At 27.1% G+C, this 26,636-nt stretch carries 29 protein-coding genes; 10 read left to right on the top strand and 19 right to left on the bottom strand.

Annotated elements, in window-relative coordinates:
• The first annotated feature begins 84 nt into the window (after positions 1-84).
• The 4 genes from I0K12_RS11815 to I0K12_RS11835 all read left to right on the top strand — a co-directional run bounded on the left by I0K12_RS11815 (position 85) and on the right by I0K12_RS11835 (position 5,380).
• Complete coding sequence (locus I0K12_RS11815; protein WP_196888319.1) at positions 85-747, top strand: class I SAM-dependent methyltransferase; 663 nt, start codon at positions 85-87, stop codon at positions 745-747.
• A gap of 541 nt (positions 748-1,288) precedes the next feature.
• Entirely contained in the window at positions 1,289-2,353 is a 1,065-nt protein-coding gene (locus I0K12_RS11825; RefSeq protein WP_196888323.1) for a hypothetical protein, read from the top strand.
• A gap of 237 nt (positions 2,354-2,590) precedes the next feature.
• On the top strand, positions 2,591-3,667 hold the full coding sequence (locus tag I0K12_RS11830; RefSeq protein ID WP_196888325.1) for a hypothetical protein: 1,077 nt from the start codon (positions 2,591-2,593) through the stop codon (positions 3,665-3,667).
• Positions 3,668-3,670: 3 nt separating this feature from the next.
• Positions 3,671-5,380 carry a hypothetical protein gene (locus I0K12_RS11835; RefSeq protein ID WP_196888326.1) on the top strand — a complete coding sequence of 570 codons (1,710 nt, stop codon included), beginning with the start codon at positions 3,671-3,673 and terminating at the stop codon, positions 5,378-5,380.
• A gap of 59 nt (positions 5,381-5,439) precedes the next feature.
• Here the strand turns inward: I0K12_RS11835 and I0K12_RS11840 are convergent, their stop codons facing one another.
• On the bottom strand, positions 5,440-6,627 hold the full coding sequence (locus I0K12_RS11840) for a DUF1501 domain-containing protein (protein WP_196888327.1): 1,188 nt from the start codon (positions 6,625-6,627) through the stop codon (positions 5,440-5,442).
• 241 nt (positions 6,628-6,868) lie between these two features.
• On the opposite strand from I0K12_RS11840, the gene I0K12_RS11845 reads away from it, so the two are divergent.
• Positions 6,869-7,018, top strand: a complete 150-nt coding sequence (locus I0K12_RS11845; RefSeq protein ID WP_196888328.1) for a hypothetical protein — start codon at positions 6,869-6,871, stop codon at positions 7,016-7,018.
• Between the two features lie 20 nt (positions 7,019-7,038).
• Here I0K12_RS11845 and I0K12_RS11850 read toward each other — a convergent pair whose 3' ends face one another.
• The gene (locus I0K12_RS11850) at positions 7,039-8,391 is read right to left on the bottom strand and encodes a DUF1800 family protein (RefSeq protein WP_196888329.1); all 1,353 of its coding nucleotides are present in this window, start codon (positions 8,389-8,391) and stop codon (positions 7,039-7,041) included.
• A gap of 208 nt (positions 8,392-8,599) precedes the next feature.
• On the opposite strand from I0K12_RS11850, the gene I0K12_RS11855 reads away from it, so the two are divergent.
• Positions 8,600-9,358, top strand: a complete 759-nt coding sequence (locus I0K12_RS11855) for a hypothetical protein (RefSeq protein ID WP_196888330.1) — start codon at positions 8,600-8,602, stop codon at positions 9,356-9,358.
• A gap of 275 nt (positions 9,359-9,633) precedes the next feature.
• Here I0K12_RS11855 and I0K12_RS11860 read toward each other — a convergent pair whose 3' ends face one another.
• Positions 9,634-10,308, bottom strand: coding sequence for an ATP-binding cassette domain-containing protein (locus I0K12_RS11860; protein ID WP_196888331.1), 675 nt, complete (start codon positions 10,306-10,308; stop codon positions 9,634-9,636).
• 278 nt (positions 10,309-10,586) lie between these two features.
• Positions 10,587-11,087 (bottom strand): hypothetical protein, encoded by a 501-nt coding sequence (locus I0K12_RS11865; protein ID WP_196888332.1) that lies wholly within the window; start codon positions 11,085-11,087, stop codon positions 10,587-10,589.
• A 64-nt stretch (positions 11,088-11,151) separates the two neighbouring features.
• On the opposite strand from I0K12_RS11865, the gene I0K12_RS11870 reads away from it, so the two are divergent.
• From I0K12_RS11870 to I0K12_RS11880, 3 genes are read left to right on the top strand one after another with little or no spacing between them, the layout of a single operon-like run.
• A complete protein-coding gene (locus I0K12_RS11870; RefSeq protein WP_196888333.1) occupies positions 11,152-11,412 on the top strand; it encodes a hypothetical protein in 261 nt (86 codons plus the stop codon).
• Positions 11,394-12,161: an ATP-grasp domain-containing protein gene (locus tag I0K12_RS11875; RefSeq protein ID WP_196888334.1), complete on the top strand. Its 768-nt coding sequence runs from the start codon at positions 11,394-11,396 to the stop codon at positions 12,159-12,161. Before I0K12_RS11870 ends, I0K12_RS11875 begins: the two co-directional genes overlap by 19 nt.
• A complete protein-coding gene (locus I0K12_RS11880; protein ID WP_196888335.1) occupies positions 12,158-12,445 on the top strand; it encodes a hypothetical protein in 288 nt (95 codons plus the stop codon). Before I0K12_RS11875 ends, I0K12_RS11880 begins: the two co-directional genes overlap by 4 nt.
• On the opposite strand, the gene I0K12_RS11885 is transcribed toward I0K12_RS11880, so the two are convergent.
• The 5 genes from I0K12_RS11885 to I0K12_RS11905 all read right to left on the bottom strand — a co-directional run bounded on the left by I0K12_RS11885 (position 12,442) and on the right by I0K12_RS11905 (position 17,056).
• Positions 12,442-12,924: a hypothetical protein gene (locus I0K12_RS11885; protein ID WP_196888336.1), complete on the bottom strand. Its 483-nt coding sequence runs from the start codon at positions 12,922-12,924 to the stop codon at positions 12,442-12,444. The two genes, I0K12_RS11880 and I0K12_RS11885, sit on opposite strands and share 4 nt — an antisense overlap.
• Positions 12,925-12,927: 3 nt before the next feature.
• Positions 12,928-13,638 carry a hypothetical protein gene (locus I0K12_RS11890; RefSeq protein WP_196888337.1) on the bottom strand — a complete coding sequence of 237 codons (711 nt, stop codon included), beginning with the start codon at positions 13,636-13,638 and terminating at the stop codon, positions 12,928-12,930.
• A gap of 179 nt (positions 13,639-13,817) precedes the next feature.
• Positions 13,818-14,723: a hypothetical protein gene (locus I0K12_RS11895; protein ID WP_196888338.1), complete on the bottom strand. Its 906-nt coding sequence runs from the start codon at positions 14,721-14,723 to the stop codon at positions 13,818-13,820.
• Positions 14,724-15,251: 528 nt separating this feature from the next.
• On the bottom strand, positions 15,252-16,142 hold the full coding sequence (locus I0K12_RS11900) for a hypothetical protein (protein ID WP_196888339.1): 891 nt from the start codon (positions 16,140-16,142) through the stop codon (positions 15,252-15,254).
• 185 nt (positions 16,143-16,327) lie between these two features.
• Positions 16,328-17,056 carry a pirin family protein gene (locus I0K12_RS11905; RefSeq protein WP_196888340.1) on the bottom strand — a complete coding sequence of 243 codons (729 nt, stop codon included), beginning with the start codon at positions 17,054-17,056 and terminating at the stop codon, positions 16,328-16,330.
• A gap of 129 nt (positions 17,057-17,185) precedes the next feature.
• Here I0K12_RS11905 and I0K12_RS11910 point away from each other — a divergent pair, with 129 nt between their 5' ends.
• Complete coding sequence (locus I0K12_RS11910) at positions 17,186-17,863, top strand: hypothetical protein (protein WP_196888341.1); 678 nt, start codon at positions 17,186-17,188, stop codon at positions 17,861-17,863.
• A gap of 184 nt (positions 17,864-18,047) precedes the next feature.
• Here I0K12_RS11910 and I0K12_RS11915 read toward each other — a convergent pair whose 3' ends face one another.
• The 10 genes from I0K12_RS11915 to I0K12_RS11960 form a co-directional block, all read right to left on the bottom strand.
• Positions 18,048-19,169 (bottom strand): C1 family peptidase, encoded by a 1,122-nt coding sequence (locus I0K12_RS11915; RefSeq protein WP_196888342.1) that lies wholly within the window; start codon positions 19,167-19,169, stop codon positions 18,048-18,050.
• A 204-nt stretch (positions 19,170-19,373) separates the two neighbouring features.
• Positions 19,374-19,715 carry an arsenate reductase (glutaredoxin) gene (gene arsC / locus I0K12_RS11920; protein ID WP_196888343.1) on the bottom strand — a complete coding sequence of 114 codons (342 nt, stop codon included), beginning with the start codon at positions 19,713-19,715 and terminating at the stop codon, positions 19,374-19,376.
• A gap of 282 nt (positions 19,716-19,997) precedes the next feature.
• Positions 19,998-20,618: a hypothetical protein gene (locus I0K12_RS11925; protein ID WP_196888344.1), complete on the bottom strand. Its 621-nt coding sequence runs from the start codon at positions 20,616-20,618 to the stop codon at positions 19,998-20,000.
• A gap of 210 nt (positions 20,619-20,828) precedes the next feature.
• The gene (locus tag I0K12_RS11930; protein WP_196888345.1) at positions 20,829-21,464 is read right to left on the bottom strand and encodes a hypothetical protein; all 636 of its coding nucleotides are present in this window, start codon (positions 21,462-21,464) and stop codon (positions 20,829-20,831) included.
• A 415-nt stretch (positions 21,465-21,879) separates the two neighbouring features.
• Positions 21,880-22,905, bottom strand: a complete 1,026-nt coding sequence (locus I0K12_RS11935) for a transglutaminase domain-containing protein (protein WP_196888346.1) — start codon at positions 22,903-22,905, stop codon at positions 21,880-21,882.
• A complete protein-coding gene (locus tag I0K12_RS11940) occupies positions 22,898-23,617 on the bottom strand; it encodes a carboxypeptidase-like regulatory domain-containing protein (protein ID WP_196888347.1) in 720 nt (239 codons plus the stop codon). The genes I0K12_RS11935 and I0K12_RS11940 overlap by 8 nt, the downstream gene beginning before the upstream one ends.
• Position 23,618: 1 nt before the next feature.
• A complete protein-coding gene (locus tag I0K12_RS11945; RefSeq protein ID WP_231372753.1) occupies positions 23,619-24,356 on the bottom strand; it encodes a carboxypeptidase-like regulatory domain-containing protein in 738 nt (245 codons plus the stop codon).
• 9 nt (positions 24,357-24,365) lie between these two features.
• Entirely contained in the window at positions 24,366-25,109 is a 744-nt protein-coding gene (locus I0K12_RS11950) for a carboxypeptidase-like regulatory domain-containing protein (protein ID WP_231372754.1), read from the bottom strand.
• A 9-nt stretch (positions 25,110-25,118) separates the two neighbouring features.
• The gene (locus tag I0K12_RS11955; protein ID WP_196888348.1) at positions 25,119-25,871 is read right to left on the bottom strand and encodes a carboxypeptidase-like regulatory domain-containing protein; all 753 of its coding nucleotides are present in this window, start codon (positions 25,869-25,871) and stop codon (positions 25,119-25,121) included.
• An 8-nt stretch (positions 25,872-25,879) separates the two neighbouring features.
• Positions 25,880-26,632 carry a carboxypeptidase-like regulatory domain-containing protein gene (locus I0K12_RS11960; protein WP_196888349.1) on the bottom strand — a complete coding sequence of 251 codons (753 nt, stop codon included), beginning with the start codon at positions 26,630-26,632 and terminating at the stop codon, positions 25,880-25,882.
• Positions 26,633-26,636 lie beyond the last annotated feature (4 nt).

Here is a 26,636-nt window from a genome sequence, read left to right on the forward strand (position 1 = left end):
ATCTTTTTTGCTAAAGCAATTTTATGAAGAAAAGCAAAAAAGGATGCCGCTGCAATCCCTAAGCCAGAAAATTACCAAACAAAAATGTCAAAAAACGAAACAAAAAGAAATAAAAAACCATGGCCAACCAAAGATGCGATGGCACAGATTTATGAAAAGAATCTTTGGGGAGGAGAAGTTGAATTTTATTCAGGTTCTGGTTCTCATGATCCGAAAATTGTAGAACCATATTTAAAAGTGATTTCTGAGTTTTTGAATGCTTCCGAAACTCCTTTGACAGTTTGCGATTTAGGGTGTGGAGATTTTAATGTAGGAAAACATTTGGTGAAGCACACCAAAAAATATATTGCTTCGGATATTGTTCCAGATTTGATTGAGCGAAACAAAAAAGTGTTTAAAGCGGCTAATTTAGAATTTCAATGTTTAGATATTGCAAAAGACGAATTGCCAGCTGCGGATTGTGTGATTATTCGTCAAGTTTTACAACATTTATCCAATACTGAGGTGCAAAGTGTTCTGGATAAACTTTCCAATTATAAATATGTAATTCTAACAGAGCACATCCCTGAAGGAGAATTTACTCCAAATATCGATATTATTTCTGGACAAGGAATTCGACTGAAAAAGAAAAGCGGATTAGATGTTTTAGCTCCACCATTTAATTTTAAAATAAAAGAAACAAAAGTGTTACTTTGCATAAAAGATGACTGGAAAGGAGTTATTTTGACAAAGGTTTTTGAGCTATAGATGATTGATAATTATATAGTTTTAGTATCCTGAGATTTTCAAATAAATTTTTATATTTGATGAAAATAAAAAATTGTTATATATGTCAACAACGACTCTTTGTATTATTATAGTTTTTCTTTTAGTAATGGGGATTTTATTCATAAATCAGTCAAAATTAAAAATAAGAAAGAAAGATCATTTTGCAGTAGTCAATTTACTACTTTGGATGTTTATTACTATTTCTACTATTATTCTATTTTTGAATAATTATTTTTTTATAAAGATAATTTCAGCTAGTTTTTTAGCTCTTTGTCTAATTCTTTTCTTTTTGATGGAAATTATTATTTTCAAAGAACGAAATAGAAATAACAGAGGTTTTTAATTTTTTATAAATATTGAAAATCGGAATTACATTTTAAAAATTACAAACAATATATATTCAGACACGGTTTTGGAAATCGTGTTTTTTTATTCTAAGTAGATTTTTTAATAGGAGTCGTCTTAGATAAATGTTTAAAGATTAATAATTTCCCCTCTTGAGAGGGATTAGGGGTGTGTTATGGATACAACAAAAATTTCAGAAATTGAGAATTTAAAAGGAGGAATCCTGATAGAAGAATTAGAAAATTTGATTGAAAAACAATTAAATATTTTTAATGCTAAAGGAATAACTTGGCGAGAAGGAATAGAGATACTTAATGATTTACTGTACTTAAAAGAACATGATGGTTCTGTGTTATCTGATGCTAGCTGTAAAACGATATTGAATTGGATTAGAAATAATTATGATGCTAGTTTTCTAGGAGATTTCAATGGAAGTTTTTCAGGACATGATGAAAAAGCGGATTTATATAAAGATTTTTTGTTTTTATATGATTTGATAAATAATACGACACGTTGGATTGCGCATTATGAAGAAACACCATATTATTTTAAAGAATTAGAACAAAAAGCAAAGAATGATTTTGAAAAATATAGGTTAGGACATGCAATTGAACTAATTGAATATTACATTAAGGAAAGAAAGAAACCGCCGATTCCAAAAAAAGAATTAGATAATTTAATGCTGCGAGTTGATGATTATTTTGAAAAGAATTTTAAAGAAGATGCATCTTATGAGCAATTGTGTGGGCTAAGAGAAGGTGTGATGGAATATGATTATTGTTATACGATTCCGAAAATTCTTACAAAAGATAAATATGTTTCCAGTGTAAAGAGAACAACGTGGATTGGAACAGGAAGTTTATTAGTTTCTAAAATAACAGATGATATAGAATTGACAGGATCAGCTCCAGTAGATTGGGTTCGAAAATTTGAATTGAAAATTCGTGGATTAGATGAATATTGGTATGTGGAAATTCCTTTTGATAAGAGGAAGTTATATAAGTTTACAGAAATATTTGATTTGTCAGAAGTTGAGGTTTTTGAAAAAGTAACTAACCATAAAATAATTTTAGAAGAACCAATTAATACCGATAGGTTTTTGGGTGAAACTTATTATGATATGGGTTTTTTAGACGAAAAAAGTAAAACAGAGTATTTAATAAACCCAAGTTTTATGGAAATAATTAATAAGTGTAATGCTGCTGGGATAAAGTGTAAATTGAAGATTTTGAATAAATAAACTGAAAAAGATTCTAAGAATTAAGCTACTTTTTATTGATAGTTTATTCAGTTATAAACTATATTAAATTAAAGATTTTTGTTTTGTAGATTTAAAACTATTTTTTGTTTTTTATTAATTAATATTTAATGTTTTAAAAAAGAGTTTTTTGTTTTGTTGTTTTTTTAGGAAAAGTTATATTTGGTTTTTTCAGTTTTAACTGAAACTAATTTATAAATATGATTTCTAAAAAATACTATGATTGATAAATCAATAAATGGAGGTGTTTCTGCTCAAACTGGTTTCGCTCTTCAAAGGAATACAGCTTTATACTTGTTATTGGAGTTTTATGAAGAAAAATTTAAGGATAAAAATTATTTTTTATGTTTAGAACATTATGATGATTTTTTATTTTGTTTTTTGTCAGAAAAAAATGAAATTGAATTAATTGAAGCATATCAATCAAAAAAGAAATCTCCTGATATCTGGAAACTAGATAAAGAATTGTTTAATATTTTAAAGAAATTATTAAAAACAGGAGAAGCATTAAATAAAGATGAAATCATAAAATCAAAAGATTATAGACATTTATTATTTTTTTCATCTAATCAAATAACTCAATTAAAACTTAAGAAAAATAAGGTTCCTTATAGTGTTTCAATAAAAGAAGATAACTATTTAGTTGAATATAATTATTTACCAACTCCTATAAAAGAAAGAATAATTAAAGGAATAAATGATGAATCACTAAATAAACAATTTGACTATTTACATTTTATTTGGATTGATTTAAATAGAACTGTTGATAAACAAATTAATGAATTAGTTGGGCAATTAGATAAAGTTTTTGGTGAAAAAATTAATAATCCTAGAGCAGCTGTTATGGCTTTGCTTGAAATGTTTAATGAATTAGAAGTTATATTTAATCAAGGAAATGTAGTGAAATTATTAGATAATTCTAAAAGAATTACTAGTGAACAAATTGAAAAAACTTTTAAAATTTTAACTACAAAATCCAAGTGTTTTGATTATTGGAGAAAACATGAAAGTCAAGTATCTCAAATACTTAAGGTGAAACCATATGAACGTGAGGAATTTGAATTAACTTTTAATTCTTCATTTGATTTTTTTAAAAGTATGAAACAAGTTGAGCATAGAGATATTTTAGAATTTACTAGATTAAATTATAAAAAATGTAAAAAATATAAAGAAGAAGAAATTGTTTTAGAATTAATAGAAATGTTCTATGAGAATTGTAGTTCTTTATTAGATAAAGATAAAGTTAAAGCTATTTTTTTTGCAGCTTATTTTGAAACAATTTATAAGAAAAATTAAAATATGAAAAAAACAATCAAATACATTCAATTTTTTGTCTTTTCAGAAACATCAGATAAATCTTTTTATGTTAAGTTTGAAGATGGAGTCAATATTATTTATGGAAAAAACACCTCGGGAAAAAGTACATTATTACAATCAATAAATTACACATTTGGTATTAATGATGAGTATCATAAATTGAAGGAGATTTTATCTGAGGATATTATTTTTAGATTGGATTTTGAGGTTAAAGAAGATCAAAAAAAGAAAAACTATACCATAATAAGAGATTTTGAATTTATTTATATTAAGGATAATAGTAATAATAAAATTGAAAAATTTTCTGGAATTAAAGGTAATAGCTCTGCAGAACATAAAAGGCTTAAAAAATATATTACAAAACTATTTGGGTTTGATTTATTTTTACAACAAAAAGATGAGTTTATTTTGGCTTCTATAGAAGCTATGTTTCTTCCATATTATGTTGCACAGGATTATGGGTGGGTATTAACATTAAAATCATTTCGAGGATTTGATTTTTATAAAAATTTTAAATTTGATTATTATGATTATTATTTAGGAATTCAAAAAGAATTTAATAGAGAAGAAAAAATAAAACTAGAAGCTCAAAAGAAAGATTTAGAATTTAATCTCAGTTTTTTAAAAAGAATAGAAGGTGATAGTTTTAAGGAAGCAATTTTTTATGATGATAATTTAGTGCAAAAATCAATTGATTATCTAGAAATATATAAGAACAATAAAAAACAATTGATAGAAAAGGAGAAAGAATATCTATTATTAAGTAATGAAATTAATTATTTAGACGAACATAATAAAATTTTAAGAAAAATTAATTTAGAACACTCATCACAAGAACCTTTAGTAAATGACTGTCCTACATGTAAACAATCCCTTCCTTCATCAATTGAAAAAGTATATGAATTTTATCAAAATCAAGATGATATTAATTCTCTTAAAAGCACTAATAAGAAAAAAATCAAAGAAAAAACAGGTAGATTAAATACTGTTAAAAAACAAGTTTCAGAATTAAAAGAACAAATTTCTAAAGATTATTATTTATTGTTTAACTATGATATTGATGGATTAACATTTGAAAAATGGTTAGACATAAAGGCGGACTTAAAATTAAATGGAAATATAAATGAAAAAGTACAAAAATTAAAAACTAAGGTAAATGAACTAAATTTACTATTAGATAGATATAATGAAGAGGGAAATATAGAAAAAATAAGAAATTTTAAAGGTAACAGGTTTAAAAAAATATTTATAAAATATTTAGAAGAATTAAAAGTAGAAACGTTTAATGAGGACTATTTTTTATATCGAATGAAGCTTTTTCCACAACAAGGTGTAGAATTATTAAAGACTTTATTAGCATATAATTTTGCATTTAATAAACTGATAAAAGAAACTAATTATGTTCATAGATTACCTTTTGTTTTAGATGCTATTTTTAAAGAAGATATAGATGATACAAATCGAAGTTTAATTTTGAAATTTATTGAAAAAAATAAACCTAATGATACTCAAATAATTTTTTCAATTGCTCAATCAGATGATAACTTAAGAAGAGTAGAAGATTATAATACTGATTATTTCAATAATAAAGCTAAATTAATCTGTATTAATTTAGAAGAAAAGAGAGCATTTTTGTCTAAAAACACAAATAATTATAAGGCTTTAATAGATGAAACTTTAAATATTATTTAATCCAAAAAAAGCACAGCTAAAAACTGTGCTTTTATATCAATTTATAAAATAAGTCAATCCTAAATAAAATCCAAATGCTGGAAATTATTATTCAATATTTTTGAGCTATCAACTTTCAGCCATTTATCTAAAACAGTTGCATATACTTGTCGGAAATCCAAATGATATTTAATGTCTTTATTTCCATCTAAGTTTACCAAATCTGGAGCTTCATTAAAAATTCCATTTTTGCTGAGGTTTTCAGAAATTACAAACATTGGTCCTGCAGTTCCATGATCCGTTCCACGACTTCCATTTTCAGCTAATCTTCTTCCAAACTCAGAGAAAGTAACAATCAAAGTATCTTTAAAATTATTTCCTTTTTTCAATTCTTCCACAAAAGAAAGCATCGCATCCGAATAATTTCCAAGAAGCTTTTCTTGTTGTTTTTGCTGAAAAGCATGTGTGTCAAATCCTGTTGTAGAAACATAATAAACTGAAGTGTCCAATCCAGAATTAATCAATTCTGCGGTAGTTTCTAGTTTTTGACCAATATCTGTTTTCGGAAATTCTGTTTTGCTTTCATAAGTTTTAGAAGTATTGAAAATATACTTTGCAGAAGATTTTGTTTCTACCAAAGTTTTATACAAATACCCTAAATTATCCTCGCTCAACATTTCATCCGAAGTATTTCGAAGCAAAGAATCAAAATAATGTTCTTTCGTCAATTGGTATAAAGAATTCGGATTTTTCAGTGCCAAAGCATTTTTTGCATCTCCTTTTAAAGCCAAAGAAAGTGTTGTATCAATTTCTAAAACTTCATGTGAAGATTGACAATTAGAATCCAAATAACGACCAAGCCAACCAGAATCTAAATATTTATCCGAATCACTTGCAGTGTGCCAAATATCCATCGCTCTAAAATGCGAACGATTCGGATTTGGATAACCAATATTATTCAGAATAGAAACATACCCTTTTTCAAAAAGTTTTTCCATTCCTTTCATACTCGGATGTAAACCAAGTTCGTCCGTGATTTTCAGAACTTCATTTTTACCAATTCCTAAAGTTGGTCTGTTTTTATAATATAAATCATTCTCATAAGGAATTACAGTGTTCAAGCCGTCATTTCCTCCAGAAAGCTGAATGATTACTAGTTTTTTATGTCCTTTTAAACTCGGAGAAAACTCTAATGCTTTTAAGAAATTTGGTAAAAGCATTGTCATTGAAGCAACTCCTGTAGTTTTTAAAAAATCTCTACGTTTCATTTTTTTTTCTTTTTTTAAATTCCCTTGTTTAGAGTTAAAATTGTCAAATTCTTTAATTTTTTATTAAAAATCGAAGATTTTCTTAGTCTTTCATAATGAGTGTAGTATTTTAATTACGTTAAGAAATTCCGAATCCTTGTAGGAATTTTAGTAATTAAAATACGGTTTTTTGACCTTGTTGTCAAAAAAACACCTTTTATGAAAGTGTCCTTTTTTGGTTCGTTTTTTGGACAAGCAAAAAATGAACAAGAACGTGAATAGGATTTCAAAATTCTCTGTATTAGCGAAAATTTTATTAGAATTTGATAGTCCAGCTCTTGATAATAGGGCAATGTGTTTTACAATAAGTAATGTTTACAAACTTGAGCCAGAAAATAGTATCGTTTCGTAATTAAATATTAATTAGCGAAATCAACACATTTGATATTCTGGTAAAGAAACCAAGACAGTTGCATTTTGTTTTTTATCCAAAGTCAAATCCTGACAGATTTTCTGAGCAGTTGCGCTCAATTTTGGAGTAATCAAATATTCAATTAAATCTGCTTGGGTAAAATCGGAAGTTGCTTCCATAAAACCTTCCCAGTTTGTTTCTGCTCTCAATTTTCTGTTTCCTTTTCCTCGTTTTACAGCAATATCCACGTCGTCCCCTTTTTCGTAAAAAGGAATTTCTCCATTATTCAAAAGAATTGAAGGAAGTTTTAAACGCAAAGTCAAACTAGAACTATCAATCCATTTTTTTCCGCTTGGCCAACCTGCCACGTTTGGAGGAAGAAATAAAACTTGTCCAAGCATTTTTTGGATGATGAAAGTTGCTTTTTTGTTTTTATAAGAAATAGAAAATGTTCTGTGTAATCCAGTTATAAATTCAATTGGCGATTTGATTTTAGTTCCTACATTTTCTGTAGCGTAAAACCAATCCGCATTGAACATGTATTTTAAAGTTTCTTCAATGTTATAATCAGAATTATAAAGAACATCAGCAATCGCATTGATTTCTGAAGTATTATCATAATCATTTACAAAATAACGATGTAATTTGGTTGCAATAAACTTTGCAGTTCTTTTGTCTTCCAATAAAATATCGATGATATCTGTTCCTTCAAAATTTCCAGTTTTTCCGAAGAAAGTTTTTTCTCCATAATCATGGAATTTTCTTTTTAATACAAATTCATTTTGTTTGTTATAATTCCAACCAGTAAAAGCTCTTGCAGCTTCCTGAATGTCTTTTTCGGTGTAATTATCTCGTCCAATCGTGAAAAGTTCCATTAACTCTCTTGCGAAATTCTCATTAGGATGCGATTTTCTATTTTGTTTATTATTCAAAAAATCGAGCATTGCAGGTTCTTTTGCAACTGCAATTACCAAATCACGAAAATTTCCAAGTGCATGTTTACGAATCGTATTATTTAATTTCTGAGCTCTATCCGATTTTCTCGTTCTACAAGCAAAATGTCCATGCCAAAAAAGTGTTACTTTTTCTCTCAAAAAAGCATCTGTATTTGCTAATTTTTCAATGTAAGCAAAATTCAGTTTTTGCACCGATTTGGTGATTTTCTTAATTGCTTTTCTTTTTTCTTCTTTTGGAAGCATCTGAATATTTTGAGGAATATCAAAATTCAATCGAAAAGGTTGATTGTCGGTATGCTTCACAAACAAATTATCTACAACTTCCTTACGAGAAGTATTTTTGTATTGCTTAAAATTCGAAGGAATACTTCCAAAACCAGCGCGATTGTATAAATGCTTAATTTCTATTGTTTTCATTTTTGGAGTATTTTTAGTTTAATTATTGGCAATGAATCCGTTTACAGATTTCGTGCCATAAATAGGACAGTAAAAAAATAGAAAGGTTTAAAAACAGTTTGATGTAATGTGAAGAAAAGATTCGAATTTTTTTTTGTTAGTTATTTAAATTAATATTTATTTTCCTTTTTTTGTATGAAAGAAAAATACACTTAACAAAAATAATCACATGAAAAAACATTACTTATTTGTTTTATTACTAATTGTTACTACAAAGTTTTTTGCACAAGGTCTTGAAAAAAATCAACAAGAAATGGTGAAAACTTTTATTGATTATATCGAAAATAAAGATGTAAATAAACTTAAAAAAATAGTGAGATATCCCCTTAGGAGAGCAAAACCACTTTCTGCAATTAAAAATGAATCAGAGTTTAAAAGAAAGTTTAAAGAAATTTTTGACCAAGATTTTATGAATATGATTGTAAATTCAGATATAAATAAAGATTGGTCTCAAGTTGGTTCTAATGGAATAATGTTTAAAAATGGAGCGCTTTGGCTTGGTTTGAATGGAAATTTAATTGCAGTTAATTACCAATCGAAAAAAGGAGATAAAAAAGTAGCAAAAATTTCTAAGAAAAGCAGTAGAAAAGTTCATGAAAGTTTAAAAGTGTTTAAGAAACCAATTTTAGTTATGGAAACAAAGAAGTTTAGAGTTCGTGTGGATCAACTAGAAAACGGAACTTATCGTTATGCTTCTTGGCCGCTTGATTCAAAAATGACAGATAAACCTTCTTTGGTTTTAAAAAATGGAAGATTGATTCCTGATGGGAGTGGAGGAAACCATAAATATAAATTTACTAATGTAGATTATACCTATGAGTGTTATATTAATGAATTAGGAACGAATGATTCTCCAGATGCATATTTAATGGTTTTTCGTGGAAGAAAAGAAATCTTAAGTCAAGACGCGAAAATTGTTAGTAAATAATATTTAGATAAATTTTTACAACATTTTAAATTCCCCTCTTGAGAGGGGCAAGGGGTGTGTTTTAAATTAAATAATAACAATTCAATATATAGAAACGGTATCTTTTTCAGATACTGTTTTTTTGTTTTAAGTAATTATTACGTTTGATTTTGTATAAAACGATACAGGTGTCAAGTTCCCCTCTTGAGAGGGGCTAGGGGTGTGTTTTAGATTAAATAAAATTCATTCATAAGATTTTAAACATGATAAAATCTTTTAATGCATAGAAAATGAAATTAAAAATTTACTGAAACAGAACTCAAAAATCCATGCGTTTTCAAATCATCAGTAGAAGAAATACTTTTTAGTTTTCCATTTTTTAATAATTCAACTCTAGTAGCTATTTCTAGTACATTTTTATAATCATGATCTGTGATGATAAAACCTTTTCCTTTCTTTGAAAATTCAAGGATAATTTCTTTTAATTTTTCTTTAATCAAAGGAGCTACACCACTGAAAGGTTCATCTAATAAAATAAAATTTGCATTGGTGTGCATAACCATTAAAGTTTCAAGAATTCTTCTTTCTCCAACAGATAATTCAACTGCTTTTTGGTTTAAAAAAGGTTTTACAAATTCATGATTTAAAATTTCATTTTTCATAGATTTTGAACAGAAATTCGAAATTAAATATTTGATTTTTGTGTTTTTTGGTAAAAAAGAATCTTGTGGAAGATATTTAATGTTTTTTCTTATTTCTGAAGTCTTTAATAATGTTTGATTATCAATTCTAATAAATTTATTATCCGTATTTATAGAACCAAAAATTATTTTCAATAAAGTAGATTTTCCAACACCATTTCGACCTAATATTCCAATAATTTCACCAGTATTGCAGCCAAGATAAATATTGGAAAGAATATTTCGATGATCATAAGATTTTAAAATATTTTCAATGTGTAATTTTTTCATAGCTTAAAATTTTAAATAATTTCTAAAACACAGGAAATAAAAAATCCAAAAATGAAATTATAAATTAGAAGAGATTTTTCTGTGAATCCTAGATTGTAGTAATAATACAATTGTTTTTTTCCTTTGTAATACAGAAAATAGTAGTGCAGAGCAAAAGTCAGAATTAGATATATAAAACTTGATCCATAATCACCTAAAACAAAAATAAGAGAAATAGGAAAAGCAATCAGAAAAATTTTAAGATGTACTAGAAAGGCTTTTTTAAGTAGACACATTTTTTAGGTTTTGTTTATCGTAGCAAATTTAGAAATCCTTTTTTTGAATTGAATAAAAAAGTTTCTTTTTGGAGATTTTATTTGATTTTCTTCTATATCATTTTCAAATTTTTCCAAGCCATCATTCCAAGAATCATATAGAACTTCAGCTCCAAAACCTTCAATCATTGCCTTAATAGATTCAGTTCCACCAAAAGGACAACTAAATGGATTATAATATAAATAAGAAATATTATCCTTTTTTTCAATTTCTAAAAACTCGTATTCTCCATTAATAATAGTATGTAAAATAGAATCAAAATCCCAATGAATATTTTTTTGATTAAAATGATTTAATGTTTTTTGGTCTAAATATTCTTCCCAAAACTCTAATTCACTTGGAGGTTCAACGAAAGTTTCAAAATAGATTGTTTTTTCTTCATTTACACGTTTAAGTAATTTTTCTAAAGCTTTTAGTCGAACAGAATTTTCAATCTTAAAGCTGATATAGAAATTTTCTTTCATTATTTATTTTTTTACAAATAAAAGAAAAGTAATTCTTTTTTTTGTTAATATTGCAAGAAAAACAATGAAAATATTATTTGTAATTATATTAGCAATCACAGTAATTATATTAACATTTTATATGTTTAAAATCGAAAAAACTACTAGATTAAAAATATTAATAATTCTTGTTTTCCTAATTTCTTTTTTCTCTTTTTTTAATATCTCTCACCCTATTTATAATGATAGTGAAAAAATAGAGAAATGGTTTAGTGGTGCTTTTGCGATTGTTTCATTTTATAGTTTAGTTAAAATCGAAATGGAGAGTTGGAAAAAGAAGGAATAATTACAAAAGCTTTAATTCATGAATATGGAAATGGTAAGTTAGAAATTGAACATGAAAATATTGTTCAAGTTTTAGAATCCAGAGACATTCCTTATGAATTATTTACTTCTAAAAAGTTGCATCGAAATCAACTGAAATTAAATAAAAATACTTTAGTTGTTGGTGATCATTCTGTAATGGAAACAGTTTTCAAAAGGCTGAAATTTAGTTGTCAAAACAATTCTTATCCAGAAAGTTTAAAACCTTTTTTGAAAAGAAATGTTTGGGAAAGTTCACTTACTAGATTATTTAATGAAAGTTTGGAAAAAGATATTTCAGATATATTCATTAAGCCAAAAAATAAAACAAAATTGTTTACAGGTTTTGTTTTAAATTCAAGTTTTGATTTATTTCAACTTGAAAATTATTCAAAATCTACAAAATTATATTGTTCTGAGATTGTAGATTGGCTTTCAGAATTTCGAGTTTTTGTTATAAATTCTAAAATTGTTGGAATTAAAAATTACGCTGGGAATCCTGAAATAAAATTAGATTTAAAAGAAGTAGAAAAAGCAATTAAAGTTTTTGAAAAATCAGATGAAAAAACAGCTGCTTACGGAATTGATTTTGGAGTTTTAAGTAATGGAGAAACTGCCTTAATTGAATGGAATGATGGTTTTGCACTTGGTTCTTATAATTTAGAAAAAGAGATTTATACAGATTTAATAATGACTCGTTGGAAAGAAATTTTAAGTAAAAGTACTATATGAATTTAAAATGTAAAAGATGCTTGCCTAAAGAAGGTATTGAAGTTGAAAAAATCGATGAAAATTTAAAACAACAAATTGTAACTATTACGAAAGATTCAAAAATTCTAGGTGTAAAATTTATTATGGATAATTGTGAATTTTCACACCTAGAAGCTAAGTTTTTGATTCAGCATCTAAACATTGAAAATGAAAAATGTCATAATTGTAAAACTTCAATTTCTACAGATGAATACGTAATTTGTAAAAAATGTCAAGCTTTAAATATAAATTGGCTTAATATTTAATTGTTCTTATACCTTTCTTTTACAAGTTCAAAAAGCTCTTGAAATTTTTCTTTATTAGAAATCATGATATCATAAATTACCAATTTTTGATTTGAAGTTTTCAAAATCATACTTTTAGTTTCAGCAACATCTTCCAGATAAAACTTTGTAATTTGATCAAAATCAATCGTGATTATTTTATTACTAAATTGACTTTTTGGAGCAGAAATGGATTTTTCTCCAACAATAATTTCACGTTTGGTATTTTTATTTTTTAAGATTCCTATCAATGGAAGAAAAACAAAAAGCAATGAAATTCCAGCTAAAACAAAATAGAATGTAGTGGAAGCTTCCTGAGAAAAATTAAATTTCCAAATAGAAATTGCTTTTTTATTTGTAAATCCAGCACCTAAAAGTAAAGCGCCAATGATTCCAAAAAACACTAAAGAAGAGATTGTTTTTTTGGTGTTCATTTCATATTTAAATCGTATTTCTTTCATTTTTTAAATTTCTACAGATAATGTCTTTTTAATAAATCTTGGTACAAAACCACCTTGATAAGACCCTGGAACAGGAACCAATTGATCACCAGATTGATCTACTGGATATTTCTTTTGGATTTTTACATGCCAATTCTTATCACCAAATTTTTCTTGACGAAATGCAGAAGCTTGAGTAGGATTTACCATAATATGATATCCTCCGCGAGTTTCCAGAATTTCATAATTCGCTTCTCCAATTTCTTCATTTAACCACTGCAAATCTAAGTCAATTTCTTTAGTATCTATATCAAAATCGATAAAACAAGTTCTAGATTTTGATTTTTGAATACAACTCAAAGCTTCCGCATGAACATTATAATTTCCTCTACTCATCAAATCCCAACATTTTTTACCCATCATCTCCGTAGCTTTTTTCATCGATCTTGGATTTATAGTGATATAAAGTGCAAGTGATTCTTGTGGAACATCCTCTCCATTTTTTAATTTCCAAGCTCCAACCGGAATTTCCAATTGTCTCAATCTGTTATAAAAACGATCTTTTTCTGTTACAAATCTTTTCAACTGTGTCTTATCACTCGATTGAATTAGCGTTTCACAATATTTTTTTCTTGAAAACAATGCTAAATAATATTTTTCTCCTTCTTCTAATTCTGGTAACCAATGGATGAATTTTAATAATTCTTCTTCATTTGCAATAATTTTGTAATTCATATCTTTTCGTTTTTTTAGTTATTTTTTGAGAAATGTAAAAATGCTTATAAATTTTCAAACATAACCTCTATAAAAAAGAAAAAATCCAAGAAAATTAATTCTCGGATTCTTTAGTTTTATTTTTCCCTCTTGAGAGAGGTTAGGTGTGTTTTTTTAGTAACTGATTTTAAAATAGATATTTAATACTTCTTAAACATTCGAAATTCATCATAAGACATTTTCCATTTTCCATCGACTAAATCCCATTTTTCTTGATAAATTTTACCTTCACCAATATTCAAACTCCATCTTGAAGAAATGTAAGCAGAATTTTTTGTTTTGATTTTAAAAGTTGGATTATGAAAAGTGAGATTATTTGCTCCATCTGAAATCATTTTTGACCAAAATTTTTGAATTCCTTCATTACCATCAATATTTTCAAAAGGAGTTGCATTTAAGCGAGCATCAGAAGTATAACTTTCTCTAAGAATTTCTCCTTTCCCTGAATTGAAATCTTCAATCCATTTTTTAGAATTATTGATAATAGTTTTCAAATGAAGATGATCTCCCACAGGATTTGTAGGATTTTTTTTTGGACTTTTATATTGTTCTAAAACTTGAAAATTATCATAAGTCAGAATCCATTTTCCATTGATTTTTTCCCATTTTTCTTGAAAGATAATTCCTTCACCAATATTCATACTCCAATTTGCAGAAAGAAAAGCGATATTTTTACTAGCAATTTCTACACTCACATTTGTATAAACAATATTTTTCGCTCCAGATTTTTTAACCAAAGAAGTCCAAAACTCAGAAATTTCTTCTTTTCCTTTTTTAATTCCAAAAGGTAAAGCACTCATTTCCGCATTATCTGTATAACCATCTACACAACCCTGAACATTTCCTTTATTGAAATTTCCAATCCATTCCATGCTTGCATCCAAAACTTCCAAAGCTAATTCATGATGATAAGTTGGAGGGTATTCTGAGTAATGTTGCACAATAGTAACATCTTCTTCCGTTTCTACTTTTTCTGTTTTTGGTTTACAAGAAGTAAAATTTACGAGTAAACCAAAAATGAAAATTCCAGCTAATAAATTTTTCATTTTAGTCTGATTTAGTTTATAAATAGTAGACTTGAGTCTGTTTCTCTTAAAGTTACTATAAATTTAAAATCAGAAGAAAACTCACTAGAAAGTTTAACAGGAGCTTAGTATTTTTTGATAAAATCTTTAATAATTAGTCAATAAAAATGCAATAAACACTAATATCATAGTTAGTATAAAAGGAAAAGAAATGAAAATTATAAAAATCAATTTTCTCTTTTTTTGATTTTTTTTTAAAATTAAATCTGTGATTAAACTTAAACTCATTAGAAAAGAGAATACAACTAGAATTAGGTTTAAAATTAAAGTTATCGTTCTTACATTTCGTTGAATTATATATAAAGAGGGATATTTGTTAAAAATATCCGTAAGAAAAATTATAAAAAAAGTAGAAATCCAAATAAGTAAATTTAAGATTCCATATTTCTCAGATTTAGATGAAGAACTTATTTGGTTTAAAATATTATTTTGCATAAAGGTTTTATTAGGAAATAATATATGATTTTTACACTTCAAATACTCAATATACTAACAAACAGGACTCCAATAAGCATGATTTTGTAAAAACTCTAAAAAACTAGTTTTTGTCTTATTTTTTCCTTTTGATTTAATATAAAATCGAGATGATTTTTTATCCCAACCGAAAACAAGAGAAGTAGTTTCTAGTTGATTGTACACTATATAGATTTCTTTTAATTCTTTCAGATATTTTTGCAATTCACCCAAATTATCAAACCTACTATCATCATCTCCAATTTCTTCTTGAATAATCTTTAAATCTTCTATCTGAATTTTATTGAAATTTCCAGAAACTAAATGATTTAAAGTGTTTTGATCTTTTATGCTATTTACAATTGTAGAAATTCCATGGAGATATTTTCGCTCTTTAAAATTACCATATCCATAAGAAATCAGTTGATTTCCTTCGTTTTTCAATCCAAAAGGAATTGTGAATAATTCAACTTTCATATCCGTACCATATCTTGGAATGTCTATAGAAAGATAGAAATATGGAAAAGAAACATTTTCAGAATTCACTTTAGCTCCAAAACTTTGAATTCCAAAATTTTCAGGAAAAATGCTTTTTAAATCTTTATTGGAATGAATACTTTTTTTCCAAGCACATGGTTCTTCATCCGTTTGAATAAGTGTATATTTTCCTTGAAGATTTTTAAAAGCAGCAACAGTAGAAGTACAAGAACATCCGCAAGTAGGCCAACTTCCGGAGATTTGTAAATAACCATTTTTGGCATCATCAATTTTGTTTAAATCCATGCCATAATCTTCATCACTTCCATTTTCAATCATCTTATAACAAGAATTGACACTTTCCCAAAGAAGTTTACTCAGATTGGTTTTTGATTGCGAATTGCAAAATTTTATGGAAAATAAAAATAAAATTATCAGAGTTTTTCTCATCTTTTTTTTGGCTAAAATAAAAATAATTTTGACTCTAAGGTTTAATTTTTTGAATGAATATTATCAAATTTCCCTCTTGAGAGGGGTTAGGGGTGTGTTTTAAACTAATTTAGATTTATATTTTTGATTTTAATTGTTTTAATGTTTGTTAAATTTTAAAAAATACTCTTCCAACTTTAAATATTTTATTCAAAATCCATAGGAACTTCCATTAATAAAACTTCTGAATTATTTTCTAAAAACTTAAAATCAGCGGTTTCGAAATCTGTAATTCCCATACCATCTCTTTGATTTAAAATTTGATTTTCTATTTGAACTTTTCCGCTTATCACAAAAATGTATAGACCATTCTTTTTATCTTTTAGGGAATAAGTTGTTTCAGAATCGGTTTCAAAAATTCCAAGGTGAAACCATGCGTTTTGATGAATCCAAACACCTTCGTCCTCTTTATTTGGAGAAACAATTTGTTGGAATTTATTCTTTCGATCTTCTTCTTTTAAAGTCGTTTGATCATATCTTGGAGCAACATTTTTCTTGTTTGGAAAAACCCAAATTTGTAACAATTTTAAATCTTCCTCTTTTTTATTGTTAAACTCGCTGTGGGTAATACCAGTTCCAGCACTCATCACTTGAATATCGCCACTTTTTATAACCTCAGCTTCATTACTCATATTATCTTTGTGTCGAATTTCTCCTTTTAGTGGAATAGAAATAATTTCCATATTTCGATGTGGATGTGTGTCAAATCCCATACCTCCAGAAATAATATCGTCATTCAAAACTCTAAGTGCACCAAAGTTGATTCTTTCCTGGTTGAAATAGTTTGCAAAACTAAATGTGTAGGAAGTTTTTAACCATCCATAATCTGCATTTCCTCGACTTTCTGCTTTGTGTATTATTATATTTTTTTTCATTTTATTCCTTTTTTGTTGAATGACAAAATTATTTTCTATTATGTATTTTTCCATTAATCTAGGTTAAGAAAATGATTTGAATTGATGGAATTAAAAAAATACTTACATTTAGCCATCAAAATATAAAGTATGGAAAGGAAATTAATGCAAAAATTGGTGATAGAAAAAGATATTTCAAAGGAAGAAATAGAGAAAAAAGGAAAATTTGTAGTTTTTCAGTATTGTATCTCAATTGTTTTATTATCCATGGAAAGAATCTCTCCAGCAATATATGTAGAGACTGAAGAAGATTTTTTAAAATATAAAAAGAAATATAATTTATATACGTATTTATTTGGTTGGTGGGCTGTTCCTTGGGGACCAATTAAATCTCTCCAGTTTTTGAAAAATAATAAAAAAGGAGCTTTAGATGTGACAGAAGATATTCTCTTGAATCTTACAGAAGAAGGAGTGAGGTCTAAAGAAATTGAAATGAAAATGGTTACCACACTTTTTACAAAACCAAATAAATATGATCATAAAGGTTTTGTAAAAGTATTTGAGAAATTGAAAAATGATATTTATTTAAACAAAGTCGTTGTAGGTTTATATTTAGCTCCAGAAGATAATACAGAACCTTATTTTATGATTGGAGTTTCAACAAAAAATGATCTTGAAGTACAAGCGAATAAGATAGAAACAGCTTTGTATAAAGTTTTCAGAAAAGATGCTTATTTCGAATATATAGATTTAGACGATGTGCAAAAGGAAGATTTTGGTGGTTTACTTTTAAAACAAGGAGAATTATATTTAGGTAAAAATAATTGATAAAATATATAATTTTTTTAATTTAAAATCTGGCGCACTTTTGTAAAGTGTGCCCATTGTTTCTAGTATTTATGAGGTCACGAGTTACAAACTCGCGCCAGCGATCGTAAAAATAGTTGATAAAATAAAAAAACCTCCTAATTCTTGTGAAATAGGAGGTTTTATTTATTTGAGAAACTAAAAATTAGATTTCTAATTTTTTCTTCATTTTCTTAGTCATTCCGTCTTTGTGTAATAGCACAGAAATAGTTTTCATTTTTAAATATGGAGCACTCATGTAGATGTATCCTCCATTTCCAACTCTTTGGCTATCTCCACCCCAAGAATTTTTCACTTTATAATACACATTTCCTTTTTGATCTTTTACCATACCTGTGATATGCATTAAATGATCATCTGTTGTATTAAAGTTTTCAAATTCTACTTGTCTGTTTTCTGGAGTTACGTTTAATTCAGCAACAATTTCAGTCATAGATTTCTCATTATCTCCAATGTCATGAGGTAAAGTTGCAACTCCGTGTTTTGCAGAGAAAGTTTTTTCAGAAACATCACAATCTAAAGCAATAGAATATCCGTTTTCTAAAGCATGATTGATTTCGTTTACAAATTCATCTAAAGGTAAGTTATACATACTACCGTTAGAGAAATTATCTGGAATGTTTAAAATAAAACTTTCGTAATATGGTTGATGTGTAAAAGTGGTAAGCGTAACATAGTTGTCCGCATCAATTTTCATGGCATCTCTAAAAGATTCAGGTGTATATTCTTTTCCTTCATAAGTGAATTTTTCAGGAATTTCTCCAATATATACATCTAAAACTTTATTGATAGCATCTCTCCATTTTGGACTTAATTTCTTCCCAGGATTATCAGCATATGTTTTTACCATTGCTCTTAAAACAGCAATCATTTCTGCATGATTATATGTTTTTTCTTGACCAAATAATCCAGAAAACTCTTCTTGAGGAACTAAACCATTTGCTTCAACAGAATTTAAAACATCGTGTGCTAAACCTCCTTCGCTAAACTGAGCTTTCCCTTGACGCATCACATAGTTATGCGCTTTTTGTGGGTACGTATTTCTTACAGTATACATTTCCGAGATATCTACTTTTTTTCCAGTCAATCTGAAAATTTCAGACTCTAAGAAAGAAGAAGTTGAAAAACTCCAACAAGTTCCTGTTCTTCCTTGACTTTTAACTTCTGTAGCTTCGATATCTACAACATCTTTAAATTTATATTCTTGTGCGAAAATAGAAGCAGAAGTTGCTAATAATAATCCTGCACTTAATAAGATTTTTTTCATAAATAAATGATTAAATTAATGCGTAATTGTTTTTGAAATTGAACTCGATTAAACTTTTTAGCCAAAACTAAGAGTTTTATCTGATGTTTATTAATGGTGAAGGGAAAATTTTTCAGCATAGCCTTAGCTATGGTTAAAAATTTTCGCAAGCCAGTAATGAACATGCTTGAAACGATTTTTGATTTAAAAGTTTAAATGAGTTCATTAAATGATTGATTCGATGTTTTCTGGTGGTCTACCAATAACAGCTTTCTTTTCATTTATAACAATTGGTCTCTCGATAAGTTTAGGATTTTCTACCATTGCTTTAATGATTTCTGCATCTGATAAATCTTTCCCTTTATAGTTTTCTTTCCAGATTGCTTCTCCTTTTCTTACCAAATTGATTGGTGAAATATCTAATAAAGCCAAAATATCTTTCAATTCTTGCTCAGAAGGAGGTGTATCTAAATATTTGATCGTTTCAAATTCTTTTCCAGAATTCTCTAAAATTGCTAATCCTTGACGACTTTTACTACATCTTGGATTGTGATAAATTTTAATCATTTTATGTAGTTTTATTTGATTAAACTTTGAACTCGTTTAAACATTTTTGCCAAAACAAGGAGTTTCATCTGATGTTTATTGATGGTGAAGGGAAAAATTTTCAGCATAGCCTTAGCTATGGTTGAAATTTTTCACAAGCCAGTAATGAACATGCTTGAAACGAATTTTGAGTTAAAAAGTTTAAACGAGTTCTTTTAAAAGAAACCAAATATACACATAAAAAAATAGCTTTCTAGAATTGATTTTTTCTAAAAAGCTATAATTAAAATAATGTAATATTTTTTAGTTGATTATTTTACCAACAATTTCTTGATAATCGTCTGAAATAACAGAAATTAATCCATACTTTGTTTCTCCTTTTTTGATAACAGCATTTGTTAAATCATATTCCATCATTTCTTTTTCGAATTTTCCATTAGCATTGCTAGAAGCAACCATATTTCCGACAGCAATTCCAGGTCCCACGATAAGTCCTACAGGATACGAATCTTTTTTAATTTCATTAGGTGTAGTTTTTGTAACTTCAAATTTTAAAAACGATAATAAGAAATATAGTGAATAAATAGCCGTACTTTGCTTTACCATCTTGTAGGCTTCCATATTATTTATTGTATAAAGCTTTTTTCCATTTGAATATTCTAATTCAAAATTTTTACCTAATACTAAATCTTTTCCAGAGTTGTTTTTAATTTCAATAGCTACAATTTTTACACCTTTCTTTTCTTCTTTTTTTGCATACCTTTTATCTAGTAAATTGTATTTATAACTAACGGAAACACCTTTGTCTATACTTACATTGCTGTAGTTTAGAGTTTTTGGCTTAATTAGTTCATACTTTGAGGCGCAACTTGTAAATAAGATAGAAGCTGCCAATACTAAAATAGTACTTTTGATAAGTTTCATTTAAAATCAATTTTTTATAAATAGCTTGCTAAATTAATAAAAAAGTTAAAAAGTAGTTAAGAATTTGTAAGTAAAATTAAAAAGTAGTACACACATAAAAAAATAAGCTACTCGTATGAAGGAGTAGCTTAATAAATATGATTTCAAGGGGAAAAGTAAATAATAAGGGAAAGTTACTTTAAGGTAAGAACCATATTTTGTGTCAAAAATTTACTCTTTAAGAAGTTTATATTGTTCAATTTCAGCATCTGTCATCCAGTGAATAGAATCAAAAGAGGCAGCATTTATCGTGAAATAGTAAAATGCTTCAGCCTCTTCTTGTGAAAAACCAACTGATTTGTAATATTCGATATATGGTAAATGATATTCGTGTCCTTCAGGGAAATCTGTTGCAGTAACTTCATTTCCGTTATCGTCTTCACCTCCCCAAGAATGAACACCAATTTTTGTATTTGTTCCTTTTGTTCTTTTATGCCCTGATAAGAAAAAGTCAACACCACCTGAAGCAATTAATCCATTATCATTAAGATGTGTATTGATGTTGTTTTGATAAACCGTTTTAGATAATTGAAGATTCACTTCATCATTATTTGATCCAAGAATTTCAACAATATTAATCTGATTAATCTCAGAATACTCAGCAATAAGTTTGTCAAAGTTTTTCTTAGAATTATGACCAATTTCACCATCCATAGTTATAGTGTTAGCATCTACTACCGTAAAAATTCCAAAAGTTTTAGGGTATGTTTTAGTTGTTGAATTAGTTGAATCATCATCATTTTTACATGCTGTAAATACAGTAATAAATAAAACTAAAAGGGTACTAAATAAAAATCTGTTTTTCATAAATAACTGTTTATATTAATAATTGTGTTTGATTTTCAATTACAATGATTAAGGTATATAAACAGTTGAAGTCTATAAGCAGTAGTTCCAAATCCCAATCTCTTCCTTAATGCTAGATTTAAAACTTATATTTTCTACATCCGGCTGCAAATATATAATAAATTATTAAATATTTATATAATGAGTTTTATTTTTAAAGTTTATAAGTATTTTTTATTTAAAATATTAAAGATTAAACAACGACTATAGTGTCGCTTTTTACAGTTATATAAATTTTCTTAAAAAAAGAGGAAAGAAGTATATTTTTTTGTAAAATTTTCTAAATCATATTCATATAATCATTAGAAACAATAGGCACACTTCACAAAAGTGCGCCAGGTGTGGGTAAATGAGATATTTCAATATCAACTAAATTTTACCTCTTTTTACGAACCACTTTTACAACATAAGTACAAATAACTTCTCCATCAACACGAATGTGAACATCATAAGTACCTTTAGTTTTAAATTCTCTTTTCAGTTCTACAATTCCATTTTCTTTATAAATAATTTCAGGTTTAGTTCTGATAGTATTTTTCCCTGAAACAATCATCAAATCTATTTTCTGATTTCTATTTTTCTGCTCTTGTTCCATAACAAAAGTGAGTGTATCATTTTTAGAAACTCTAATATTCATTTTTGAAGGAGAAACAGGGAATAATTTATGTTTAAAAGCCTTTTCGTATAAAAGTGGACTTTCATGAAATTTTTCTAATGCTAGATTTGATTCTGTCAAAAGCCATTTTTTTTCTAAAGGATAATGTGTCTTAGAAAAGAATCTCGGATTGGTCAAAAAATAACCATCAACATATTCAAAAATATAACGATTTACATCCAAATCCGTATAACCACTAGACCAAGTAGGATCACACAAATACCATTTATCTTTTAATAAAACCACATTCCAAGAATGATTTGGAATTTTATTTTTCTCATCTACAATTGCAGGAGTTCTACCATATCCGTTTATGATTTCACATTCAATATCAACAATATTCGCCATTCTTTTGACTAGATAGGCATAGCCAGTACAAAGCGTTTTTTTCTTTTCATAAAGTTTCTTGATCACAATCGGAACAAAGTGACTATTCCATTCTCGTAATTTTAAACTGTCATTACGAAATTTGTATCGCTTATTTCGATTTGTAGAAAAAGCTGTGTAGTCATTTTTAATATTATCACATACCCATTTGTAGATTGCTCTAAACTTCTCTACATCTGTCTCCAGAGAATTAGTTAGTTTGTAAGTTAGAATATGTAAATGTTTTAAATCTTCACCTTTATAAATTGCAGCAATGGAGTCTGCTTTTTTAAAATCAATTTCTCCAAAATCGGATTGTTGTGCATTAATTGAAAAACTATAAATGGTAAAAAGGAAAATTAATAAGTATTTTTTATGCATCTTTTTTTCTAAATAAATTTAAAAATCGTTGAAAAAGATTAGGTTTCTCTACAATGACTTCATATTCTCCTAAAGCATGTGAAGTATCTTCTAAAATGATATCAAGGATTATAATATCTTCTCTTTTATTTTTTTTAATTATAACTTCTTTTTCTTCATAGCCCATAAAGCTAAAAACAAGAATGTCATTTTCTTTTAATTTTTCAGGAAAAATAAATTTCCCATTTATGTCTGATGAAGTTCCAATGTTTGAGCCTTTAAGAAATATATCAACACCAGGAAATATTCCAGTATCATCATATGTTGTACCTGTTACAGAATATTTTTTTTCATTTTTTGTTTTTTTCTTTGGAGTTGCCTGTTTATTTTCTTCTATATAATAAGGTTTTCCTTGAGCAAAAGTTGTTCCTGAAGTAAAAAAAGAAAGAAATGATAACCCGATAATACTTGCAGCTCCAAGTAAATTATACTTTTTAGGTTTAACTTTTTTAGTTTCTGTTAGTACAAAATCAAGATCTTCTTTTCTAAATCTTCCACAAGTGTTTTTAGATGATTTATTTTGAAAAAAAGTTATAATTTCTTCTTTAGACATTTTTGTGAAATCAATGACTTCTGTTTGACAAGATTGACAAAATCCACCTTTTTCAGTTTGTGTGAAGTTTTTAAATTTTTCACTACAAGGTTGTGGAATTGAAATTTTAATCTTTTGCATTTTATTTTTCTTTTCTCTTGAAAATATTTTTTACCCTTTGAAAAAAAGAAGGTTTGGATTGGTAAACATTATTAGTCGCAACTTTACCAATAACCGCATCAATATATTCTTGCTCTAAAATAATATTTAAATTAATGGTTTCATTTTCTTCTTTTCTTTTAATCTTATATTCAAAATCACGATATCCAACAAAACTAAAAACAAGAATATCACCAGCTTTTAATTTTTCAGGGAATTCAAAATTTCCATCAAAGTCAGTTTCAGTACTAATCGTCGAATTTTTCAAAACAACAGTTGCAGAAGGCAAACCTTCATATTCATCACTTACAATTCCTTTTACAGTATATTTTGTTGTTTGTTTAACTTCTTTCTGTTTTTTCGATTCTACTTGATGAGTTTTATTCGTGTTTTTTTGTGCATAAACAGAATTTGGATTAAAAAAAGAAAGTAAAGAAAATCCAATAATACTTGCTGCTCCAGCATATTTAAATCGAGGTTTCTTTTCTAAAGGAATTATTTTTGAATTATTAGTGTCTAATTGCTCTTTTTGGAAATATCCACATACTTTTTCATTTCTGTTTTTCAAATATGATAGAATTTCTTCTTTAGACATATTTGTGAAATCAATCACTTCTGTCTGACAAGATTGACAAAATCCTCCTTTTTCTGTTGGTGTAAAATTTTTGAATTTTTCAGAACATGGATTAGGAACTGAAATAGTCTCGTTTCTGTTTTTCATAACTTAAATTTATTTTTCTTTTCGTTTAAAAATATTTTTTACTCTTTGAAAAAAAGTAGGTTTTGATTGGTAAACTTGGTCTGTTGAAGCCTCTCCAGTAATTATAAATCCATCTAATAGTTGTCCACCATCTTCCAAAACAATGTTTAATATTAGTGGATTTTCTTCTCCAGTAATTAGAACTTCTTTATCATAATACCCAACAAAACTAAAAACTAATGTATCCCCTACAGAAGCATTAATAGTAAATTTCCCATCAAAATCAGTTTCTGTTCCTCTACTTGTACCTTTAATAACAACAGATGCTCCAAGTAAAGTTTCAACTTCATCACTTACAGTCCCTTTTATAGTAAATTGTTTTGTTTGTTCTGTTTGTTTCTGAATTTCGCTTGTTTCTATTTGATGTGTTTGATTTTTGTTTTCTTGCGCTAGGGTATTATTTGGTGTTAAAAAAGAAAGTATTGAGAAGCCAAAAGCACTCGCTGCCCCATAATATTTAAATCTAGGTTGTAAAGATGTGATTTTTTGTTTTATAGGAGGTGCGCTTAATTGTGATTTTTTAAAATGGCCACAAATGGATTGCTTTGTTTTATCTTTAAAATAATCCTGAATTTCTTCTTTAGACATATTTGTGAAATCAATCACCTCTGTCTGACAAGATTGACAAAATCCACCTTTTTCTGTGGGTGTGAAATTTTCAAATTTCTCTGAACAAGGATTTGGAATTTGAATTTTGAGGTTGTTATTTTCCATATGGGTTTTTTAGTTTTCTTTTTTCTTAAATATATTTTTAATTCTCTGAAAGAAGGTAGGTTTAGATTCATAAATTTCACTCTCTGCAATAGCTCCTCCAAGTTCGATTCCACATATAAATGCATTACCAGAGTCTAAAATAATTTCTAATGAAATTACTTCTCCTGATTCTTTTCCAGTTATTGTATATTCTTTATCCCTAAATCCAACATAGCTAAAAACAAGAACATCACCAGCTTTTAATTTTTCAGGGAATTCAAAATTTCCATCAAAGTCAGTTTCTGTGCCTATCTGAGAATATTTTAAAACAATAGATGCAGAAGGTAAACTTCCATCTTCATCACTTACATTTCCTTTTACAGTATATTCTTTTATTTGATTAGTATTTTCGTGTTTTTTATCTGTTTCTACTTGATGTGTTTTATTCGTGTTTTTTTGTGCATATATAGAATTTGGATTAAGAAAAGAAAGTAAAGAAAACCCGATAACACTTGCAGCTCCTAGAAATTTGTATTTTTTAGATTCCATTTTTTTGATTTGAGAAACAGGATAATCTAAATCTTCTTTTTTAAATCTTCCACAAATACGTTGATTCAATTTATCTTTAAAATAATCTTGAATTTCTTCTTTAGACATATTTGTGAAATCAATCACTTCTGTCTGACAAGATTGACAAAATCCACCTTTTTCTGTTGATGTGAAATTTTCAAATTTTTCAGAACATGGATTTGTCATTCGGATCTTGAGGTTGTTATTTTTCATATGTTTTTTTAAGTTTTCTTTTTTTTAAATATATTTTTAATTCTCTGGAAGAAAGTAGGTTTAGATTCATAAATTTCACTCTCTGCAATAGCTCCTCCTAGATTGATTTCTTCAAATTTTGTGTTGTTGCTATTTAATGTAATTTTCAATAGTATCACTTCATCAATTTCATTTCCAGTCAATTTAATTTTTTTATCATCATATCCAACATAGCTAAAAATGAGAATATCTCCAGCTTTCAATTTTTTTGGAAATTCAAAATTTCCATCAAAGTCTGTTTCGGTACCTATCGTCGAATTTTTCAAAACAATAGTTGCAGAAGGTAAACTTCCTTCTTCATCACTAACAATACCTTTTACAGTATATTCTTTTATTTGGTTAGTATTTTCGTTTTTTTTATCGTTTTCTACTTGATGTGTTTTATTCGTATTTTCTTGTGCATAAACAGAATTTGGATTAAGAAAAGAAAGTAAAGAAAACCCGATAACACTTGCAGCTCCTAGAAATTTATATTTTTTAGATTCCATTTTTTTAATATGAGAAACAGAATAATCTAAATCTTCTTTTTTAAATCTTCCACAAATACGTTGATTCAATTTATCTTTAAAATAATCTTGAATTTCTTCTTTAGACATATTTGTAAAATCAATCACTTCTGTTTGACAAGATTGACAAAATCCACCTTTTTCTGTAGCTGTGAAATTTTCAAATTTCTCCGAACATGGATTTGCCATTCGAATCTTGAGGTTGTTATTTTTCATATGT

It is taken from the genome of Aureivirga sp. CE67, from assembly GCF_015767245.1.
Classification (GTDB): Bacteria; Bacteroidota; Bacteroidia; order Flavobacteriales; family Flavobacteriaceae; genus Aureivirga.

Bases quoted from the DNA above. Each gene is read 5' to 3' on its own strand.
- I0K12_RS11835 (WP_196888326.1), top strand. From the start codon at position 3,671: ATGAAAAAAACAATCAAATACATTCAATTTTTTGTCTTTTCAGAAACA.
- I0K12_RS11930 (WP_196888345.1), bottom strand. From the start codon at position 21,464: ATGAAAAACAGATTTTTATTTAGTACCCTTTTAGTTTTATTTATTACT.
- I0K12_RS11815 (WP_196888319.1), top strand. From the start codon at position 85: ATGTCAAAAAACGAAACAAAAAGAAATAAAAAACCATGGCCAACCAAA.
- I0K12_RS11905 (WP_196888340.1), bottom strand. From the start codon at position 17,056: ATGAAAAAAAATATAATAATACACAAAGCAGAAAGTCGAGGAAATGCA.
- I0K12_RS11945 (WP_231372753.1), bottom strand. From the start codon at position 24,356: ATGAAAAACAGAAACGAGACTATTTCAGTTCCTAATCCATGTTCTGAA.
- I0K12_RS11940 (WP_196888347.1), bottom strand. From the start codon at position 23,617: ATGCAAAAGATTAAAATTTCAATTCCACAACCTTGTAGTGAAAAATTT.
- I0K12_RS11950 (WP_231372754.1), bottom strand. From the start codon at position 25,109: ATGGAAAATAACAACCTCAAAATTCAAATTCCAAATCCTTGTTCAGAG.
- I0K12_RS11910 (WP_196888341.1), top strand. From the start codon at position 17,186: ATGGAAAGGAAATTAATGCAAAAATTGGTGATAGAAAAAGATATTTCA.
- I0K12_RS11955 (WP_196888348.1), bottom strand. From the start codon at position 25,871: ATGAAAAATAACAACCTCAAGATCCGAATGACAAATCCATGTTCTGAA.
- I0K12_RS11870 (WP_196888333.1), top strand. From the start codon at position 11,152: ATGAAAATATTATTTGTAATTATATTAGCAATCACAGTAATTATATTA.
- I0K12_RS11860 (WP_196888331.1), bottom strand. From the start codon at position 10,308: ATGAAAAAATTACACATTGAAAATATTTTAAAATCTTATGATCATCGA.
- I0K12_RS11895 (WP_196888338.1), bottom strand. From the start codon at position 14,723: ATGAAAAATTTATTAGCTGGAATTTTCATTTTTGGTTTACTCGTAAAT.
- I0K12_RS11890 (WP_196888337.1), bottom strand. From the start codon at position 13,638: ATGAATTACAAAATTATTGCAAATGAAGAAGAATTATTAAAATTCATC.
- I0K12_RS11885 (WP_196888336.1), bottom strand. From the start codon at position 12,924: ATGAAAGAAATACGATTTAAATATGAAATGAACACCAAAAAAACAATC.
- I0K12_RS11880 (WP_196888335.1), top strand. From the start codon at position 12,158: ATGAATTTAAAATGTAAAAGATGCTTGCCTAAAGAAGGTATTGAAGTT.
- I0K12_RS11855 (WP_196888330.1), top strand. From the start codon at position 8,600: ATGAAAAAACATTACTTATTTGTTTTATTACTAATTGTTACTACAAAG.
- I0K12_RS11960 (WP_196888349.1), bottom strand. From the start codon at position 26,632: ATGAAAAATAACAACCTCAAGATTCGAATGGCAAATCCATGTTCGGAG.
- I0K12_RS11825 (WP_196888323.1), top strand. From the start codon at position 1,289: ATGGATACAACAAAAATTTCAGAAATTGAGAATTTAAAAGGAGGAATC.
- I0K12_RS11840 (WP_196888327.1), bottom strand. From the start codon at position 6,627: ATGAAACGTAGAGATTTTTTAAAAACTACAGGAGTTGCTTCAATGACA.
- I0K12_RS11850 (WP_196888329.1), bottom strand. From the start codon at position 8,391: ATGAAAACAATAGAAATTAAGCATTTATACAATCGCGCTGGTTTTGGA.
- I0K12_RS11915 (WP_196888342.1), bottom strand. From the start codon at position 19,169: ATGAAAAAAATCTTATTAAGTGCAGGATTATTATTAGCAACTTCTGCT.
- I0K12_RS11865 (WP_196888332.1), bottom strand. From the start codon at position 11,087: ATGAAAGAAAATTTCTATATCAGCTTTAAGATTGAAAATTCTGTTCGA.
- I0K12_RS11935 (WP_196888346.1), bottom strand. From the start codon at position 22,905: ATGCATAAAAAATACTTATTAATTTTCCTTTTTACCATTTATAGTTTT.
- I0K12_RS11830 (WP_196888325.1), top strand. From the start codon at position 2,591: ATGATTGATAAATCAATAAATGGAGGTGTTTCTGCTCAAACTGGTTTC.
- I0K12_RS11845 (WP_196888328.1), top strand. From the start codon at position 6,869: ATGAACAAGAACGTGAATAGGATTTCAAAATTCTCTGTATTAGCGAAA.
- I0K12_RS11900 (WP_196888339.1), bottom strand. From the start codon at position 16,142: ATGAGAAAAACTCTGATAATTTTATTTTTATTTTCCATAAAATTTTGC.
- arsC (WP_196888343.1), bottom strand. From the start codon at position 19,715: ATGATTAAAATTTATCACAATCCAAGATGTAGTAAAAGTCGTCAAGGA.
- I0K12_RS11925 (WP_196888344.1), bottom strand. From the start codon at position 20,618: ATGAAACTTATCAAAAGTACTATTTTAGTATTGGCAGCTTCTATCTTA.